The organism is Chitinophaga sp., from assembly GCF_035564935.1.
Taxonomy (GTDB): domain Bacteria; phylum Bacteroidota; class Bacteroidia; order Chitinophagales; family Chitinophagaceae; genus Chitinophaga.
This window is the reverse complement of the sequence record NZ_DATMTE010000289.1, coordinates 1-16,220: the sequence shown is the minus strand read 5'-3', so window position 1 is coordinate 16,220 and position 16,220 is coordinate 1. Positions and strand designations below refer to the sequence as shown.

The following is a 16,220-nucleotide window of genomic DNA, read 5'->3' as shown; positions in this document are numbered from 1 at the left end:
CCATCCGGAAAAACAGCGTGTTCCTTGATACGCTGGAACTCCCTGTGGGCGATACTTATCGTGACGCGGTATATGCCATTGCCGGAAAGACCGGTCAGTGATCCGACTGTTCGTAGCTATTTTTTCCCCACTCATCTCATTTAATTTATTTTATCCATCTGGTGGGTATACTTTTGCGTCATCTGAATTTATATTAAAATGCATAAGATTTATTTGTTTATCACCCTGTTTTTGCTTTCAATGAGTGCTGTAGCTCAGCCGCCCGCAGGCGCCAAAATGCCGATGGGTATGGGTATGAGTGGCCATGTATATGGCAAAATTATTGACCCCGATGGAAAAGCTGTTCCGTACGCATCTGTAATTATTCTCGGAAACCGGATGGATAGCGCCACAAAAAAAATGAAGGAGAAGCTGCTGAAAGGCGCACTTACCAAAGGTAACGGTGAGTTCAGCCTGGAAGATCTTCCCGGCAGAGGCCCGCTGAAACTGCGGATCACCGCCACGGGGTACAAAACCATTGAACAACGGGTAACCTTTCCTCCTTTTGAAAAGGACCTCGGTAATATCAAACTGGAAGTGAGCACCACCCAGCTGCAGGGAGTTACGGTAGCCGGCACCAAACCGCTGATGCAGATGGATATCGATAAAAAGGTGTTCAACGTGGAAAAAAACATCGTAAGTGCCGGTGGTACCGCACTGGACGTGATGAAAAATGTACCTTCCGTAAATGTGGATATCGACGGTAATGTAACCCTGCGTAACAGTGCCCCGCAACTGTATATCGACGGGCGCCCCACTACCCTCACGCTGGAGCAGATCCCGGCCGATGCCATTGAAAATGTGGAAGTGATCACTAATCCATCCGCCAAGTACGATGCTTCCGGTGGCAGCGCCGGTATCCTGAACATTGTGCTGAAAAAGAACCGGAAAACCGGTTACAACGGTAATGTTCGCGCCGGTGTGGATAAACGCGGCGCCGTAAATGGCGGGGCAGACTTTAACCTGCGCCAGGATAAAGTAAATATTTCCGCCAGCGTAATGGGCAACCAGATGAAAGGCCGCACCAATGGTACTACCGAGCGTAACAACTTCGCAGATGAACCACCCACTTTCATTAACCAGTACAACGCCAATAAAACTGACGGCGGTTTCGTTTTTGGGAAGCTGGGGCTCGACTGGTTTGTAACCAACCGTACTACTTTATCTGTAGCCGGTATTAAAGTGCATGGCTCCATGAATCCATCTGAAAGGATAGATATTAATACCGACAGCCTGGATAAATCCAGTACCATACGGGCTTTCAGTCAGCGTAACTCCACTTCCCACAATAAGTTTAACGCCAACGGGATCGTATTGGGAATGAAACACCTTTTCCCTAAAGAGGGGGAAGAGCTGACGGCCGACTTTAACTACTTCGGTGGAAAAAGCGACAACAACTCCGACTACCGGACCGATCGTTACAGCGGCAGCAATATCAGCGGCAGCGATATACAACAGATCCTGGGCAACGGCGCCGTGAGCTTTATGACCATTCAAACGGATTATGTAAAACCATTTACCGGTAAATTAAAGCTGGAAACGGGATTGAGAGCCTCCATCCGCAACACGAAGAGTAATTTCAACAACTACATACTGGACCAGGAAACACAGAAATATGTACTGATCCCGGCCGCCTCCAATAATTACAAGAACAGCGATAACGTATATGCCGCTTATGTTAGCGTATCCAATACCATTGGTAATTTCGGCTACAAGGTGGGTGTACGTGCAGAAAGTTCTAATTATACCGGCGACCTGCTGAACAACGGGCAGCACTTTTCAAATAACTACCCGGTAAGCCTGTTCCCATCCCTGTTTTTGAGCCAAAAGCTGAAACACGACCAGGAGCTGCAGGTGAGCTATACCCGCCGTATTAACCGGCCTAACTTCTTCCAGCTGATCCCTTTCACCGATTCTACTGATAAGCTGAATATCACGAAAGGTAACCCGGGGCTGGTACCAGAGTTCACCACTTCACTGGAAATGTCGTACCTGAAAACGCTGAAGGGTAACAATACTATATTGGCATCTCTCTATTACCGGCATACCAACAACCTGATCACCCGTTACCTCACAAAGGAAACCGATCCGGCAAACGGCCAGGAGATGCTGGTAAACACTTATATAAACGCGAACTCCAGCTACTCTGCCGGTGCGGAGGTAACCGCTATGTATAATCTCACCAAATGGTGGAGTGCCACAGCCAATGTGAATATCTATAATTCACAGATCAATACCGACAATGTTACACAGTCGCAGGATGCTCTCTGGAGCTGGTTTGGCAAGCTTAACAATACCTTTAAGCTGCCTGCCAGTTTTGAAGTGCAGCTCACGGGTACTTACCAGTCGAAAACCAATTTGCCGGTGAATGAAAATAAAAATGTGCAGAGCGGTCCGCCAATGCAACAATCGCAGAATGCATCCCAGGGCTACATTGCTTCATTTTATGGCGTAGATGCGGCCATCAAAAAGAGCTTCCTGAAAAACAACGCAGCTTCTGTAACATTCAGCGTGAATGATATTTTCAGAACACGCTGGTCCGACCAGTATTCACAAAGTGATTATTTCACACAATATTATAGCCGTCTCCGCGACCCGCAGATGATGCGCCTCACATTTGCTTACAGGTTCGGTAAAGTTGACGCCAGCCTGTTCAAGAGAAAGAATATGGGCGCCGGTATGCAGGGCATGCAGGAAGTGATCCAGTAAGAAGTTGTCTTATAGTGTAAAGCACCGGAATGCGAGGGGATACACCTGAGCGTTCCGGGCTTTTTTTTGTCCGGAATTTTTTTCATCTTTAGATGATATTTGTAACCTGACTTTTATTATCCCGTATCATGAAAAGATTCTTTTTGTTAACTTCCTTTTGCTGTTTTGCAGTGATGATGAGTAATGCGCAGATCCTTAATCAGGATCAGGGATTCCGGCCATTCTCCCCCGGGTACAGCAAATACACCGCATCGCTCTGCCATACTTCTTTCGTATCCACATTCATCGCGGAAATTTTGCCTTTGAAAGCGGCGCCGGTGTCGATGTTGTGCACGTTGCAGGCGATCATGGGAAGCTCCTGCCCGTAATTAAGGCTGGGGGTATGACCAATATAGATCTCTTTAAACTGCAGCAGTCTTTTCGGGTAAAACTTTGAATCCTTTGGTATACTGCGGTCCATTGCCAGGGCCAGTTCCCAGAGGCTCCGGTCCCAGTAAAGCATGGGCTCAAACCGTTCATGGGCCGGGCCATGCGTGGAGGTAAAGCCTGCGTGTATATACAACCTGTTTTGGTCATCGATATGATACATACGCATACGGTTCAGGAATTGATGATGACGCTCCAGCGCTTCCCGCGATAATTTATTGAAGCTCTCCACAGTAGCTTTGCCGCCGTTACGCTGCCAGGAGGCTTCCGGCATGATACCATCCAACCAGGATTCGCACCAGGCATCGTGGTTTCCTTTAATAAAAATGCAGTTGTATTGCGATTCCAGTTCCATGAGCCAGGAAATCACCTCTGCAGATTCAGACCATCCATCAACATAATCTCCTAAAAAAATCAGTGTATCGGTTGTATTCGGCGCGATACGCTCTACCAGCTGTTTCAAGGCTCTCAGCGCACCGTGTATATCACCTATTACGTAGGTTGCGGGCATGTTTCGTTTTATTTGTACATAATATCCGTGCGAAGCACATATTTCACACCGGCGGTAAGCAGCGAGCCCTCATGCCGCAGCGGATGATGAAATACCAGGGCGGTGCCGGTTTCCGGGCGGACAATTTCGCCGGAGGCAAAAATGGTTTCCCCGCCGGTATATGCTTCGTTCAGGTAAATCATAAAAGTATACTGGCTGGCTTCAAAACGGTTCCGTTCAAAACTGCCGTCCTTGTGCATTTTAAAGCGCTGGCCCGGGCTGTATTTATAAAAACGGAACAATTCATTTACACCGGAGGCGTTCCTGTTATCCTTTCCCTCAGGTGCAAAACTTTTCAGCCGTTCCCAGATAAAGGTAGCATAAGCCTTGTCGTTATACAATACCCGCTCATTATTTCGTACACCTTTTATCATGCGCTGTACGCCTCCCCCCACGTCTACAGTGGCTTCTTCATAACCCATTGCCTCGCTTTTTTCTATGAGGACGGCACATTCTTCCGTGCTGAAAAAGTCTTTGATAGTAAAGATCTCCGGGGTGTAAGTGATTTTTTCCATAACATCAGGTTTCGTTGGGAACATTGATCTGGAAGCTATTTTTCTTTAGTTGTTTGTTGAATTTATACAGTTCGGGATGCCTGTTCTTTAATCCCTCGCGTTTCAGACCGGTATTGATCACGTAGGCAGCATCCAGTATTTTCCGGCGGAAATTGCGGCGGTCGATGGTGGTTTGCAGGATGCATTCATACAATTCATGCAGCTCCGTGATGGTAAACAGCTCATCCAGCAGTTCAAATCCAACGGGGTCGTATTGGATCTTGGAGCGGAGCCTTTGAAGCGCCTGTTTAAAAATATGCTTATGATCGAAGCCCAGGGCAGGCATTTTCCTTACATTGAACCACTTTACGTCGTTTGCCATGCTACCCGCTACCACGCTGAACTTAGCAGGATTAATAAGCGCATAATACCCTACGGCAATTACCCGTCCGCGGGGGTCCCTGTCCGGCGCATCAAAAGAATATAGCTGTTCCAGGAATACTTCCTTCATCCCCAGCTTCGTTTGCAGGATCCGCGAACAGGTATCCAGGAAGGTTTCTTCCATTTGCAGGAAACCGCCCGGTAAGGTCCAGCAGTCTTTAAAGGGTTCCTCCTTACGGTTCAGCAGCAATACCGACAGGGTATTGTTGTGGTAGCCAAACACCACCAGGTCTACAGCCAGGGACGGGTTCTTATACTCGTGGAAAGGCTTCATATCTTGTTTGCGTCAATTTAACGTGAAGTAAGGAATTTTCAGGGAGATGACCTAATAAAGTTGTCTTAACCGGGTATCAACCGGTTCCGTTGTGCCTGAAAAACAGCACGGAGACTGGCTTTGGGAGCTATATAAAACAAAAAGGCGGCGCCTGAGCACCGCCTTTTTTATTTGGACCCGGGATAGGAATATTCCAGTCATCTCATAACCTACAACTGTTACACTGTTAAAGTAACAAGATGCAAATATACACCCCGCCATCTATATAAAGTGACCCGCTATCCCGCAGGTTACCAGTATTTTATGCCCGGTGGGCCAAAGTCACAATATCCTTTACTTCCAGCACCGGCTTCGGATACCCGTAACGGGTAACGTTGATCATGGCCTGCCCCAGCTCCGCCAGGGTAGACACCCACTGTGGAAATACCCGCCTGAAAAAAGGATAGGCCCAGGTCATATACTTATAGTATTTCTGTGTATACTGCAATCCTTCGGTGGGCAGCATAAAGCCCGGCCGGAACATATACGCCGCCTTAAATGGCTGTTTCTGCAGGTCATTTTCCGTTTTGCCCTTTACCCGCGCCCACATGCTCCGCCCCTTCTCTGAGCCGTCTGTTCCCGCACCGGACACATAACAAAAAGTCATATCCGAATTAAGAGCGGCCAGTGTCCGGGCCACTTCCATGGTAAGATCGTACGTAACACGTTTATAGGCATCCTCCTTCATTCCAACGGAAGAAACACCCAGGCAGAAGTAGCAGGCATTATAGCCATGCAGCTTCGTGGCAATGGGCAGCATATCATAAAAATTTTCATGAATGATTTCCTTCAACTTAGGATGCTGCACACCGCAGGGTTTGCGGTTAATAACCAACACCTCCTTTACATCCGGATGCTGTAAACATTCGTGCAACACTCCTTCCCCTACCATTCCGGTACTTCCTGTAATGATGGCTCTTATCTCCATAGGAATATTTTAAATTTCAGATATTCTGAAATTTAGATCTTTCATTTCATTTTTAATAAAATATCTATGCCGGGATACTGTCGTTGGCTTCCCTTTCCCAAAACCGGTGCAGGGCAATAGCGTCAATAAAATCCTTACCGCTTTTATTGATCAACAGCCCCGGTTCATTGCTTTCGGTTTGCAGGTACGTTTCCTTCAGTACGTCTACCCCTTCTCCATTTACCGCAACCGCCTTACAATGCTTATATGCTTCGTTGATAAAATGCAGCGCCGCCGGTTCTTTGACTAATACGGCGGCACTGGCCTTGCCTGCAGGCACATATACGGCGTCAAACAATACAGATGCCGCCGTGAGAAAGCTTTGGTCCGCCTCCAGATCTGTGCCGCCATCCGCCTTAATCATTCCCAGCTTTGGCGCTATCAGCTGTACCTGTGCACCGGCTGCTTCCAGGTCGGCCTTCATGTTTGCCACATCCTTACCGGAAACGCCGTCTGCCACCAGGAAAGCCACTTGTCTTGATTTAATGGTATCTTTTACCGTATTGGCCATACTCAACGCCGGTGAACGTTCCACCTGCTGTTTTACCATCCGTGGTTCATAGCTGTCAATATCCGCATCCGCAGGGCGTATATGGTTAACAGGATACGCCGGTTTTTCAGGCACCGGTAATCCCAGCCCGGCGGCCACTTCTGCGGCAAGTGTTCTGTCAACCTGTGTTAAAATACCCACCATACGCTCACGTATATCCGTACGCGTTACCTTGCCCAATTCAAAGCGAAGTGCATTGATGATATGCCGTTGCTCGGCCTCCGACTGGCTATTATAAAACAGGGCAGCCTGGCTGAAATGATCAAAGAAACTTTCGCTGCGTCCCCTGATCTTCTTTGCATCAATCCTTTCTTCATAAGAAGTAAAACCACCGTCTTTTAGCTTTGCCTGGAAAGGGCAACCATTGCTGACAGTATTAGGCTCATAAGCCGTTTCACCACGGTTAATGGTTTGCCGCATGTGGCCGTCGCGCTGATTATTATGCAATGGCGCCACCGGCCGGTTAATGGGAATTTCATGAAAATTAGGGCTCCCCAATCTCGATAACTGCGTATCTGTATAAGAAAATAATCTTCCCTGCAACAACGGATCATTGGTAAAATCTATACCCGGTACCAGGTGCCCCGGGTGAAAGGCCACCTGTTCTGTTTCTGCAAAAAAGTTATCGGGATTACGGTTCAGTACCATTTTACCGATACGCATCACCGGCACCACTTCCTCCGGAATTATCTTGGTAGGATCCAGCAGGTCGAAAGGAAATTTGTGCTCATCTTCTTCCGCCACTATCTGCACACCAAGCTCCCATTCAGGGTAAGCGCCGGATTCAATGGCATTCCACAAATCGCGGCGATGGAAATCCGGATCCTTCCCTGAAATTTTCTGCGCCTCATCCCATGCAACGGAGTGTACACCCAGTAAAGGTTTCCAATGAAACTTAACAAAACTACCTTTCCCCTCTTCGTTGATAAAGCGGAACGTGTGTACGCCAAAACCCTCCATCATTCGCAAACTGCGCGGAATAGCGCGGTCGCTCATTACCCACATGATCATATGCATACTTTCCGGTGCGAGCGATATAAAATCCCAGAAGGTATCATGAGCAGAAGCAGCCTGGGGCATTTCATTGTGAGGTTCGGGTTTTACCGCATGCACAAAGTCAGGAAACTTCATGGCATCCTGTATAAAAAACACTGGCATATTGTTACCTACCAGGTCATAGTTACCTTCATCTGTATAAAATTTCACTGCAAACCCGCGTACATCACGAGCCAGGTCTGTAGAACCGCGTGAGCCTGCTACGGTGGAGAAGCGCACAAATACAGGTGTTTCTTTTGATGGGTCCTGCAAAAAACCTGCTTTGGTATATTTTGCCAAAGACTCATACACCTTGAAATAACCATGTGCTGCTTCCCCGCGCGCATGCACAATCCTTTCCGGGATACGCTCATGGTCAAAGTGGGTAATTTTTTCCCTTAAAATAAAATCTTCCAACAGCGATGCGCCACGTTCGCCTGCTTTAAGTGAATTTTGATTGTCGTTGATACGCACACCCTGGTTAGTGGTCAGGAATTGGTCCACCCCTTCTTCTGTATGCGGGGTAAGACTTTCCAGCTTCTTGTTTGAGTTTCCAACGATAGGATTTTTTTTCTTAGCCATGGTTCTGGTGTTTTAATGATGAGGCAGGACCTTATCATTCACACAAACCATACCTGTTCAAAACGCATTCTCATCTCCCTTAATCGTATTCCGGATCGTTAAAAAAATAATCCGCAGATCGAGGTATACCGACCAGTTTTCCATATACCAGATATCATGCTCTATCCGCCTGCGCAGATGCGACTCTTCTGTAATTTCCCCACGCAGCCCGCATACCTGCGCCCATCCTGTAATACCAGGTTTCAGAAAATGCCGGATCATATACTGCTGGATGACCCGCGAGAACTCTTCTGTATGCCGCAGCATATGAGGCCGGGGACCTACTATGGACATATCACCCATGAACACATTCAGGAACTGCGGCATTTCATCGAGATTGGTTTTACGAAGAATGCGCCCTATCCTCGTAAACCTGCTGTCGTGCCGCGTAGCCTGTTTCGCATTCGCTTCGTCATTCACATACATGCTACGCAGTTTCAGGCAGGGGAAATTCATATTATTCCGGCCTGTGCGGTACTGTATAAAAAATACCGGTCCTTTGGATTCCAGTTTGATAAGCAGTGCCAGTAAAGGGATCAGCCAGGTTAAAATAAAAACAATCACCAGGCCACTGAAAATAATATCAAACACGCGCTTACGGATGCGGTTGGCAATATCATCCAACGGTTCTGAACGCAATGAAATGATAGGAATATTATTGAAGTAGTCTACAAAGATCTGCCTGTTTACAAACAGTTTGAAATCCGGCACAAAACGGAAGTGAATTAAATTCAGTTCTGCTTCCTTAGCCAGTGTATACAGGTAAGGAAATTTTTCGGGAGATAATGTGGAATATATTTCACGGATGTTGTTAGACTGTGCATAGGGCACACAGGCTTCCAGGTTACCTATCACCGGGTAATACGACAATTCATGCACATTGCTGTATTCTTCAAAATATCCCTCAAACTTCAGGTTGCTGTTATCCTCTATCAGCTGATCAGCCAGCTGTTTTGAAAGATCATTATACCCAAGTATCACTACTTTCTTTTCTACCCCGCTCCTTTGCAGGATATGCCGTGTTACCCGGTAAAAAAGCCATCGTCCCAGCAGTACCATACACAGGAAACCGGTGCAATAACTGAGAATGAACAAGCGGGAATATAGCTGCTTAGTCAGGAACAACGACAACAACAGGAGCAACAGGTAAAACGCCATGCTCTGCATGGTTTTACGGGCAATACGATCAAACGATAACTGCTGGCTGAGAAAGTAAATACCGGTAGTGTACATGGCCACCAGCCAGGAGAGGTTTGATACCACGAGGAAAATATCCACGTTAATGTCCTGCATACGGTCGTACCGCTGCAGCCAGGAACTGGTTAAAAAAAACAATACATTCAGCCAGATAAAGTCCAGCACAATCAACTGGATACTGCAAATTTTGAGATACCGGTTCAGCATAAAATAGAATATGGTTGATCAATAAAAACGCTACGCCACCTGTTCTTCAAAGCGCGTCATCACTCCTGAAATAGAAAGATGGCCGGCGGCAAATTCACGTGCATTCCTTGCAATGTCTGTTATATCTCCCCATACGGCCTTTCCAATGCCTGCCTGCAGGGCTTCCTGGTCTTCAGCATTTACCAGGATGCCCATTTGATAACGGCTAACCAGGTCATGCAACCCGGTACCTTCATTGGCAGTGATCAGGGCAATGCCGCCCACCGCCAGTATGGTTGTTAGTTTTGAGGGCATCACAAGGTCGCTGGCATGTGACTTCTGAATAACGAGATGCACATCGGCCATGTTCAGGAAACGGTTAAATGCCGCCAGGGGCTGCAACGGGAAGAAGATCGTATTCTTTAACTGCAGTTGCGCGGCAAGTTGCTCCAGTTTCTCCTTATAAGGCCCGGAGCCGCAGATCAGGAATTTCATTTCTTCCCGGTGCTGCCATGCAGCTGCTGCATGCAACAATGCTTCCAGCCCCTGTTTTTCCCCGATAGCGCCGGAGTACAGTACAATTTTATCGCCGGGCGAAAAGCCAAACGACTCTTTTAATATATCCTTCTCCGTTAGTGGATGAAATTGTGTTGTATCTACCCAGTTAGGAAAATAAAACACCTCCTTCCCGGCTTTATCACTGATTTTCCGGATCATGCCATCGGCAATGCTGCTCACATGATCTGCCTGCCGCAGGATCATCTTCTCCAGTTTCAGTAACCCATTAATCAGCCTTGCAGAGCGGATCATCTGCAAATCCCGCGCAGCTTCAATTTGCAGATCCTGCACATGATACACGAAGCTGGCGCCTCTTAGCTTTTTATAGAGTACTGCCAGCAGCCCCAGGTGAAAAGGAGGCGCTACCGTAATAACAATATCATACTTCTTCTTCCATACCAGCTGCATTATTTTAATGAACGCAGCTGCGGCAAAAGAGGCATCCTGCAACATCCGCTTTTTCCCCGAAGGATCTGCCGGCACATATTGCGGGCAGCGGTATACAGTAAACGTCCCTTTTCCCTGCGGGTGCATTTCTTTCTTAAACCAGTTCTTAGACCGCTCATAAGGTGGCTGCACCTTCCATTGCGGGTAATAGGGATAAGTGGTTATTACCGTACAGTCGTACCCGTTATTTGCCAGCCAACTGATCATTTCCCCGTTATACTTTCCTATGCCTGTTGGCTCGGGTGAGAAATTGCCGCCTATCAGTAATATTCGTTTACCCATATACGTTAGTTTTAAATTATTTCCGCCAGCTCCATAATATACCCATCATAAACCCCACGTTATCGGACAGTTGGCCCTGGTCTACCGCTATTGCCGCTTTCAGCGATAATCCACTGGCAGTTAACTGGTATTGAAACTCCTGCAGGGTATACCATTGCCGTTTCATGGGACTAAAAAGCACCGTATTGGTATAAGTGCCATAATTCTGGGTATAGGTAATTAATGTTCTGCCGGTAATTTTTTTTGGGAGATGATAAAATGCGCCAACATGCACTCCCATGATACGGTTGTTAATGATGTTTCCTCCTTTTGCCCGCAGCGAATCTTTCGGGGCATCCCAGTTGAATGGCTTCATGGAGGGGAAATAATGTTGTCCACGGTCCCTGTCAATAAACAGCGGCGTGCCAATCACCCGCTCATGATAATCCCAACCGGTAAGATACACGCCGTTGTTATAGTAGCTTTCACGCTGGTGAAGCGGGAAAAAATCATTCATTTGTTTGGTATAGATAAACTCCGCCGTCATCTTTTCCAGCCAGCTACCGGCCTGCTTGTTAATATACACAATGCCAAGAAGACGGTCGATGTTACGGATATCAATACCCTGCCCTGATTCAAACGGTGTTTGGTTATACATGCGGAGCAGCAATCGTTCATTTTCCCATTCAATGCCACCTTCTATGATACCCCGGTGATCGCCGGGCCGGTTAGGATGTATTTCCGTGGTGCCCACGGTGCCGTCGTCTTTTGTTTTTACCAATAACACATCCATAAATCCCTGCCAGCCGGCGGTGATCTTTGGCAGGTCCTTCCGGTTCCCACCCCATACGGCGTAGTGCTGAATACCTCCAAATACCTTTAATCTTCTTTTACCTATCCGGAGATAAAAATTCTTTTCGTGCAACCAGGCATTTTTAATATACTGGTCGTTTCCCATCCAGCCATGGCTGATAAGCCCTTTAAACTGTACCCATCCATTAGTGTAAGGGATGTTGGTATAATCTGTAACAGCTATGCCAACTTTCGGTATTGGCAGCGCATTTCCGCTGATGCCCATGGAGCCGCTGCTGAGGTCTCTATCTGTTTCCCCGATAATTTCTTCATACCGCCCGGCCCTGATTTCCCAGTGCCTGTAACCTGCTTTCAAATACCCCTGCTCTATGAACGTTTGATGGAACTGGTCGTTATTATAAACATCCAGCCCGTACCTTATATAAAAATCATCCTTCCATACGTGCCGGTTGCTAAAGCCTATATGACTGGATACATCGCCCTTCCGGTTGCTGATGGTGCCAAAATGATTTGCCATGAGCCAGAGCGGCTGGTAATCTTTTGCCGCAATAGTACCGGTAATGCCGGCGTGCACCTCCAGTGAGTCAGCCAGGCGGGTTTGCGCCCATGCGGTTGCATAACTACCAGTTAACGCGATATATAACCACCACTTTTTCATATAGCCGCTGTATTTAGCAATGTTACTGTGTGCGCGTTTATTTCCCGTTTGCGTACTGCCATTGCAGGATTGCCGGAGTAGATCAGCCAGGGTTGCAAATCTTTTGAAGCCACGCTGTTCACCGTAAGCACCGCATGACTCCCACAGGTAACACCGGCGCAAACCACTGCCATAGCGCCTATCCAGGCGCCGTTATCAATATTAATAGGGCCAAGGCGGTAAGGAAAATCGGCACGTTTATAATCATGATTGCCGGTAAGCAGCAATGCACCCTGGGAAAGACAAACATGATTGCCCAGTGTTACAGGGGCCAGGTTATCGATCCACACCGACTCTCCTATCCAGCAATGATCACCTACCGTGAGTAACCACGGATACTTGATCCGCACTTTTGTTTTTATAACGAAGCCCTTACCGATACGGGCGCCAAATAGCTTCAGCAGCCGGCCTTTGAGGCTGTAAGGCCAGGGGAAAGCACTGTTAAAAATATAGTAATTACAAAAGTACCATAACAGCACTTTCCACTTCGGCCCGGCGTAATAGTTACCGGTATTAAATGCAGCAAGATTAGTGGTCATGTGATATCAGATATGAATGTTATAGTCCTGTTTCAATAGCGCCATAATATCTTCCCTGCTTTCATTTCCTTCCAGTTTCTGCTGAAACTCCTGTACATTAACGTCTACGAGTAACCGATACCAGTATCCCTGCATAAAGTGAAAAAGGAAACCTTTATATCCATCCAGGAAACCGGCCCGCACTACATAGCGGAACAGGAAGTACAGCGAGGCACGCATCCCCGGCGACATAGCCGCATATACTTTTTCTTTCAGAAAGCGTTTTCGTTTCGCCTGGGTACCATTGGCCCGCAACAATCTTTCATCGGTTTTCCAGAAGCCATAGCGGATATTCAGCAGGTCTACCATTTCACGGATGGCGTAGTTATTATGTTTGTTCACCCACCAGTGAATAGAGTTCAGGTTATCATCTACTATATGTTCCTTAAACAACATCGTAGCGCCGTTGGATAACACAATATGCTCGTCCATCCAGCGCTGTTCGATGCTGCCAACCCCATTACGCCATATCCGCAACAGGGTATGCGGGTAGAAACCACCAAAGCGGATCCATTTACCTTTGAATAATACCTTACGGCGTATATATATTCCCGTTATATCGTCAGGTACCTTATCTATACGATGTTGGATTTCCTTTACCAGTCCGGGTTCCAGGTATTCATCTGCGTCCATGCGCATTATCCAAGGCGCTTCAATACCACAATGGTCCAACGCCCATTGAAACTGGTTAGCATAGTTGATCCATTTCCGCTGAAAAACCCTTGCGCCGTATCTCTCTGCGATCGTCACTGTGTCATCTGTAGAAAAAGCATCTATCACATACAGCTCGTCCGCTATCTGGCGGAGATTCTCCAGGCAGCGGCCCAGGTGCAACGATTCATTAAAAGTGAGTATTACTACCGCTATCTTCATCTAACTACATTTTTCATATAGTGCTATATAAGACGATGCCAGTGCGGCATCATTAAAATCATTCCGGATCTGCACAGGCGCTGCCCGGGTAATGCGTTGCCGTTGTTCTTTCTGCCCATAAGCGGTAGTAAGTTTCGCGGCAATCATCTCCACGCTGTTAATTCCGGTGATCCAGCCCAGGTCATGTTCCTGTACATATGCAGCCAACCCTACCTGGTCGCTGATCAGCACGGGCGTACCTGCGTACAGCGACTCGATCACCACAATGGCGAAGTTTTCATTCCGCGAAGTAAGCGCAAAAAGGTCGGTGGCAGCGAGGAAATGAAACTTATCCTCACTGCCTTTCCAACCTACCCATTCAACGCTGTTATCCATATCAAGCGAAGCAATTAATTCCTTCAATTCAGCCACATACGCCACATCGCCACTACCGGCAATCTGCAAACGGTAAGGGAACGATACAATGGCCAGCGCCCGGATCAGCAGGTCCAGCCCTTTCTTGGGATCTACCCGTGAAAGAAAACTGATAGTAAACACGTCGTTCTCCGCACGTAAAAAATTCTCCGCCGGCAGAGCCACCAGGTTAAATACCTGCCCGCCTTCCCAACTGTTGTTCACCTGCCTGCATTCTTTCCACTCCAGCTCCGACGACACATGCAAATAGGTATGCTTTAATAAACGTTTACCCATTACCGTATGCAGCAACTTCTTTTTCCGGTTATTGCGGGCGGTAAGCACATAATCGCAGAACATGCCATGCGGCGATAATACAGGTTTCAGGTTTTTCCACTTACATATAAACGATGCGCCCATTACAAGAAAATTCCACCAGGAATGGATGTGCACCTTATCAAACCGGCCCGCATTGAACCACACCGCTTTCCACAACGCCGGCGAAACATGTGTATGATCGCCGGTGATCCTTTTGAAGTAGGTAACTTTTACACCTTCTATCATCACCGTGCTGTTGGCGGCTATATCCAGTTCCTTTGCGCCGTTGGCCGTAGTGGTATACACTTCCACCTGGTGCCCCATTAACACCAGCTGTTCCGCCAGTCGCGCTATTACTACAATCGGGCCTCCGTACACATAGGCCGGCTTGTAGGAAGGAACAATAAAAAGTATCTTCATAAACGAGCTTTATTTATTCATCGCATCTAAAGAGTGAAAAGCATTATCTACCATAGCTGTCATGGTAAGATGCGCTCCTACAAAATGTTTCGCATGTTGCCCCAGCCTGTTGATCTCCTCATCCGATAACTGATCCAGTGCATACAAACATTCTTCCATGTTGTCGAAGATCAGGCCATTATAACCATCCCGGATATAGCTGTACTCCACGCATTGCAACACGTTTTCACTGCGTTTGAACGTACATACCGGCTTACCATAAGCCATGGCTTCCACCGCCGATAAGCCTATCCATCCCGGCTGGAAATACAGATCAGCTATGCCAAACAGCTCCTGTTTTACGGTAGCATCATATACAGCCCCGAAATCATACACATGTGGATAACTACTAAAATCCGGTTTGTATTTGCCGGCGCCGATAATGATAAATCCATACTCTTCCGGATCGGTTTCCTGCATCAGCTTCTCCAGCAGGTCAATACGGCGGCCGGTTTCATTAAACCGGGCGCAGTAGATCAATATGCGTTTGGAACGGATCTTATACTTTTCACGCAACGCAGTTTTATCCGGCGCTTCCTGCTGCATGATCTTCTCCACTTCCGAAATGGTGTTATTCAGGGCTACTGCTTTTAAGCCGGGCATTTCCTGCTGCCACAGCGCCATTTCCTTTGGGGTGTAAAACCACGTAGCATCTGCCAGCCGGATCATCCATCTCAGAAGCCGACTGGGCTTTTGTTCTTCCTGTACATACCGCTTCACGGAGATACCATGCCCCCAGAGGATGATTTTCTGCTTTAGCAGGGGTTTCAGCAACAGGATCATCCAGGTGGAAAGATGCCCAAAGTTGAGCATCAGCACCAGTATTTTATAATCCTTCTTAAAAAAACGTAACGGGTTATATAACACAAACGGACCTACGCTAAACGCGGGCAATTGTTTCACGGCGGTATTACCCGCTGAAAGGTTTTGTTGTTTGATAGCATCCGCCTGGTCATAACAATACAGATCGAAAGGCGCCTGCTCATGGAGCCGGTTAAAAAAATGTTCGCGGTAATGTGGTACCAATGGCTGCAGGATGGCAATCATACCAATACATTTTTATGTGCATGAATAATACTGCTCACATCATAACCGTAAATCATGCGGCGGCCTTCATGGATGGAGTCGAATGCCACCACCTTGCCATCGCGTTTCCAGCGCGGATGCAGATCGCAGTGCAAACCGCTGCGTGTAAAGGCCATCTGCTCCAGTGAAAAAGCCTTTAACACGCCCTCTTCCACCCCAGCCAGTAAAGGGTGTGCCAGTTGCAGATCAGGTTTATCATCAATCATACG

General features: G+C 47.4%; 14 protein-coding genes. 1 reads left to right on the top strand and 13 read right to left on the bottom strand.

The window, feature by feature from the left end; translation table 11 throughout:
• Positions 1–240: 240 nt before the first annotated feature.
• Positions 241–2,748, top strand: a complete 2,508-nt coding sequence (locus VN105_RS07760; protein WP_325639564.1) for an outer membrane beta-barrel protein — start codon at positions 241–243, stop codon at positions 2,746–2,748.
• Between the two features lie 205 nt (positions 2,749–2,953).
• Here the strand turns inward: VN105_RS07760 and VN105_RS07755 are convergent, their stop codons facing one another.
• The 13 genes from VN105_RS07755 to VN105_RS07695 all read right to left on the bottom strand — a co-directional run.
• The gene (locus tag VN105_RS07755) at positions 2,954–3,685 is read right to left on the bottom strand and encodes a metallophosphoesterase family protein (RefSeq protein WP_325639562.1); all 732 of its coding nucleotides are present in this window, start codon (positions 3,683–3,685) and stop codon (positions 2,954–2,956) included.
• An 8-nt stretch (positions 3,686–3,693) separates the two neighbouring features.
• Positions 3,694–4,239 (bottom strand): 2OG-Fe(II) oxygenase, encoded by a 546-nt coding sequence (locus VN105_RS07750; protein ID WP_325639561.1) that lies wholly within the window; start codon positions 4,237–4,239, stop codon positions 3,694–3,696.
• A 4-nt stretch (positions 4,240–4,243) separates the two neighbouring features.
• Positions 4,244–4,933 carry an NUDIX hydrolase gene (locus VN105_RS07745; RefSeq protein WP_325639560.1) on the bottom strand — a complete coding sequence of 230 codons (690 nt, stop codon included), beginning with the start codon at positions 4,931–4,933 and terminating at the stop codon, positions 4,244–4,246.
• A 301-nt stretch (positions 4,934–5,234) separates the two neighbouring features.
• Entirely contained in the window at positions 5,235–5,900 is a 666-nt protein-coding gene (locus VN105_RS07740) for an epimerase (RefSeq protein WP_325639558.1), read from the bottom strand.
• Positions 5,901–5,964: 64 nt separating this feature from the next.
• Positions 5,965–8,106, bottom strand: coding sequence for a catalase HPII (katE, locus tag VN105_RS07735; RefSeq protein WP_325639556.1), 2,142 nt, complete (start codon positions 8,104–8,106; stop codon positions 5,965–5,967).
• Positions 8,107–8,163: 57 nt separating this feature from the next.
• Positions 8,164–9,549: an undecaprenyl-phosphate glucose phosphotransferase gene (locus tag VN105_RS07730; RefSeq protein ID WP_325639554.1), complete on the bottom strand. Its 1,386-nt coding sequence runs from the start codon at positions 9,547–9,549 to the stop codon at positions 8,164–8,166.
• 30 nt (positions 9,550–9,579) lie between these two features.
• The gene (locus VN105_RS07725; RefSeq protein ID WP_325639552.1) at positions 9,580–10,815 is read right to left on the bottom strand and encodes a WcaI family glycosyltransferase; all 1,236 of its coding nucleotides are present in this window, start codon (positions 10,813–10,815) and stop codon (positions 9,580–9,582) included.
• A gap of 16 nt (positions 10,816–10,831) precedes the next feature.
• Positions 10,832–12,265 carry a capsule assembly Wzi family protein gene (locus VN105_RS07720; RefSeq protein ID WP_325639550.1) on the bottom strand — a complete coding sequence of 478 codons (1,434 nt, stop codon included), beginning with the start codon at positions 12,263–12,265 and terminating at the stop codon, positions 10,832–10,834.
• Positions 12,262–12,843, bottom strand: a complete 582-nt coding sequence (locus tag VN105_RS07715) for a WcaF family extracellular polysaccharide biosynthesis acetyltransferase (RefSeq protein WP_325639548.1) — start codon at positions 12,841–12,843, stop codon at positions 12,262–12,264. Before VN105_RS07715 ends, VN105_RS07720 begins: the two co-directional genes overlap by 4 nt.
• Positions 12,844–12,849: 6 nt before the next feature.
• Positions 12,850–13,755: a glycosyltransferase family 2 protein gene (locus VN105_RS07710; RefSeq protein WP_325639546.1), complete on the bottom strand. Its 906-nt coding sequence runs from the start codon at positions 13,753–13,755 to the stop codon at positions 12,850–12,852.
• Positions 13,756–14,886 (bottom strand): XrtY-associated glycosyltransferase XYAG1, encoded by a 1,131-nt coding sequence (locus VN105_RS07705; RefSeq protein ID WP_325639544.1) that lies wholly within the window; start codon positions 14,884–14,886, stop codon positions 13,756–13,758.
• Between the two features lie 9 nt (positions 14,887–14,895).
• On the bottom strand, positions 14,896–15,972 hold the full coding sequence (locus VN105_RS07700) for a glycosyltransferase (protein ID WP_325639542.1): 1,077 nt from the start codon (positions 15,970–15,972) through the stop codon (positions 14,896–14,898).
• The coding region (locus VN105_RS07695) for a hypothetical protein (protein ID WP_325639540.1) at positions 15,969–16,220 on the bottom strand (252 nt) is incomplete at its 5' end. The genes VN105_RS07700 and VN105_RS07695, both read right to left, overlap by 4 nt.

Bases quoted from the DNA above. Each gene is read 5' to 3' on its own strand.
- VN105_RS07710 (WP_325639546.1), bottom strand. From the start codon at position 13,755: ATGAAGATAGCGGTAGTAATACTCACTTTTAATGAATCGTTGCACCTG.
- VN105_RS07720 (WP_325639550.1), bottom strand. From the start codon at position 12,265: ATGAAAAAGTGGTGGTTATATATCGCGTTAACTGGTAGTTATGCAACC.
- VN105_RS07740 (WP_325639558.1), bottom strand. From the start codon at position 5,900: ATGGAGATAAGAGCCATCATTACAGGAAGTACCGGAATGGTAGGGGAA.
- VN105_RS07760 (WP_325639564.1), top strand. From the start codon at position 241: ATGAGTGCTGTAGCTCAGCCGCCCGCAGGCGCCAAAATGCCGATGGGT.
- katE (WP_325639556.1), bottom strand. From the start codon at position 8,106: ATGGCTAAGAAAAAAAATCCTATCGTTGGAAACTCAAACAAGAAGCTG.
- VN105_RS07725 (WP_325639552.1), bottom strand. From the start codon at position 10,815: ATGGGTAAACGAATATTACTGATAGGCGGCAATTTCTCACCCGAGCCA.
- VN105_RS07715 (WP_325639548.1), bottom strand. From the start codon at position 12,843: ATGACCACTAATCTTGCTGCATTTAATACCGGTAACTATTACGCCGGG.
- VN105_RS07730 (WP_325639554.1), bottom strand. From the start codon at position 9,549: ATGCTGAACCGGTATCTCAAAATTTGCAGTATCCAGTTGATTGTGCTG.
- VN105_RS07750 (WP_325639561.1), bottom strand. From the start codon at position 4,239: ATGGAAAAAATCACTTACACCCCGGAGATCTTTACTATCAAAGACTTT.
- VN105_RS07745 (WP_325639560.1), bottom strand. From the start codon at position 4,933: ATGAAGCCTTTCCACGAGTATAAGAACCCGTCCCTGGCTGTAGACCTG.
- VN105_RS07755 (WP_325639562.1), bottom strand. From the start codon at position 3,685: ATGCCCGCAACCTACGTAATAGGTGATATACACGGTGCGCTGAGAGCC.
- VN105_RS07705 (WP_325639544.1), bottom strand. From the start codon at position 14,886: ATGAAGATACTTTTTATTGTTCCTTCCTACAAGCCGGCCTATGTGTAC.
- VN105_RS07700 (WP_325639542.1), bottom strand. From the start codon at position 15,972: ATGATTGCCATCCTGCAGCCATTGGTACCACATTACCGCGAACATTTT.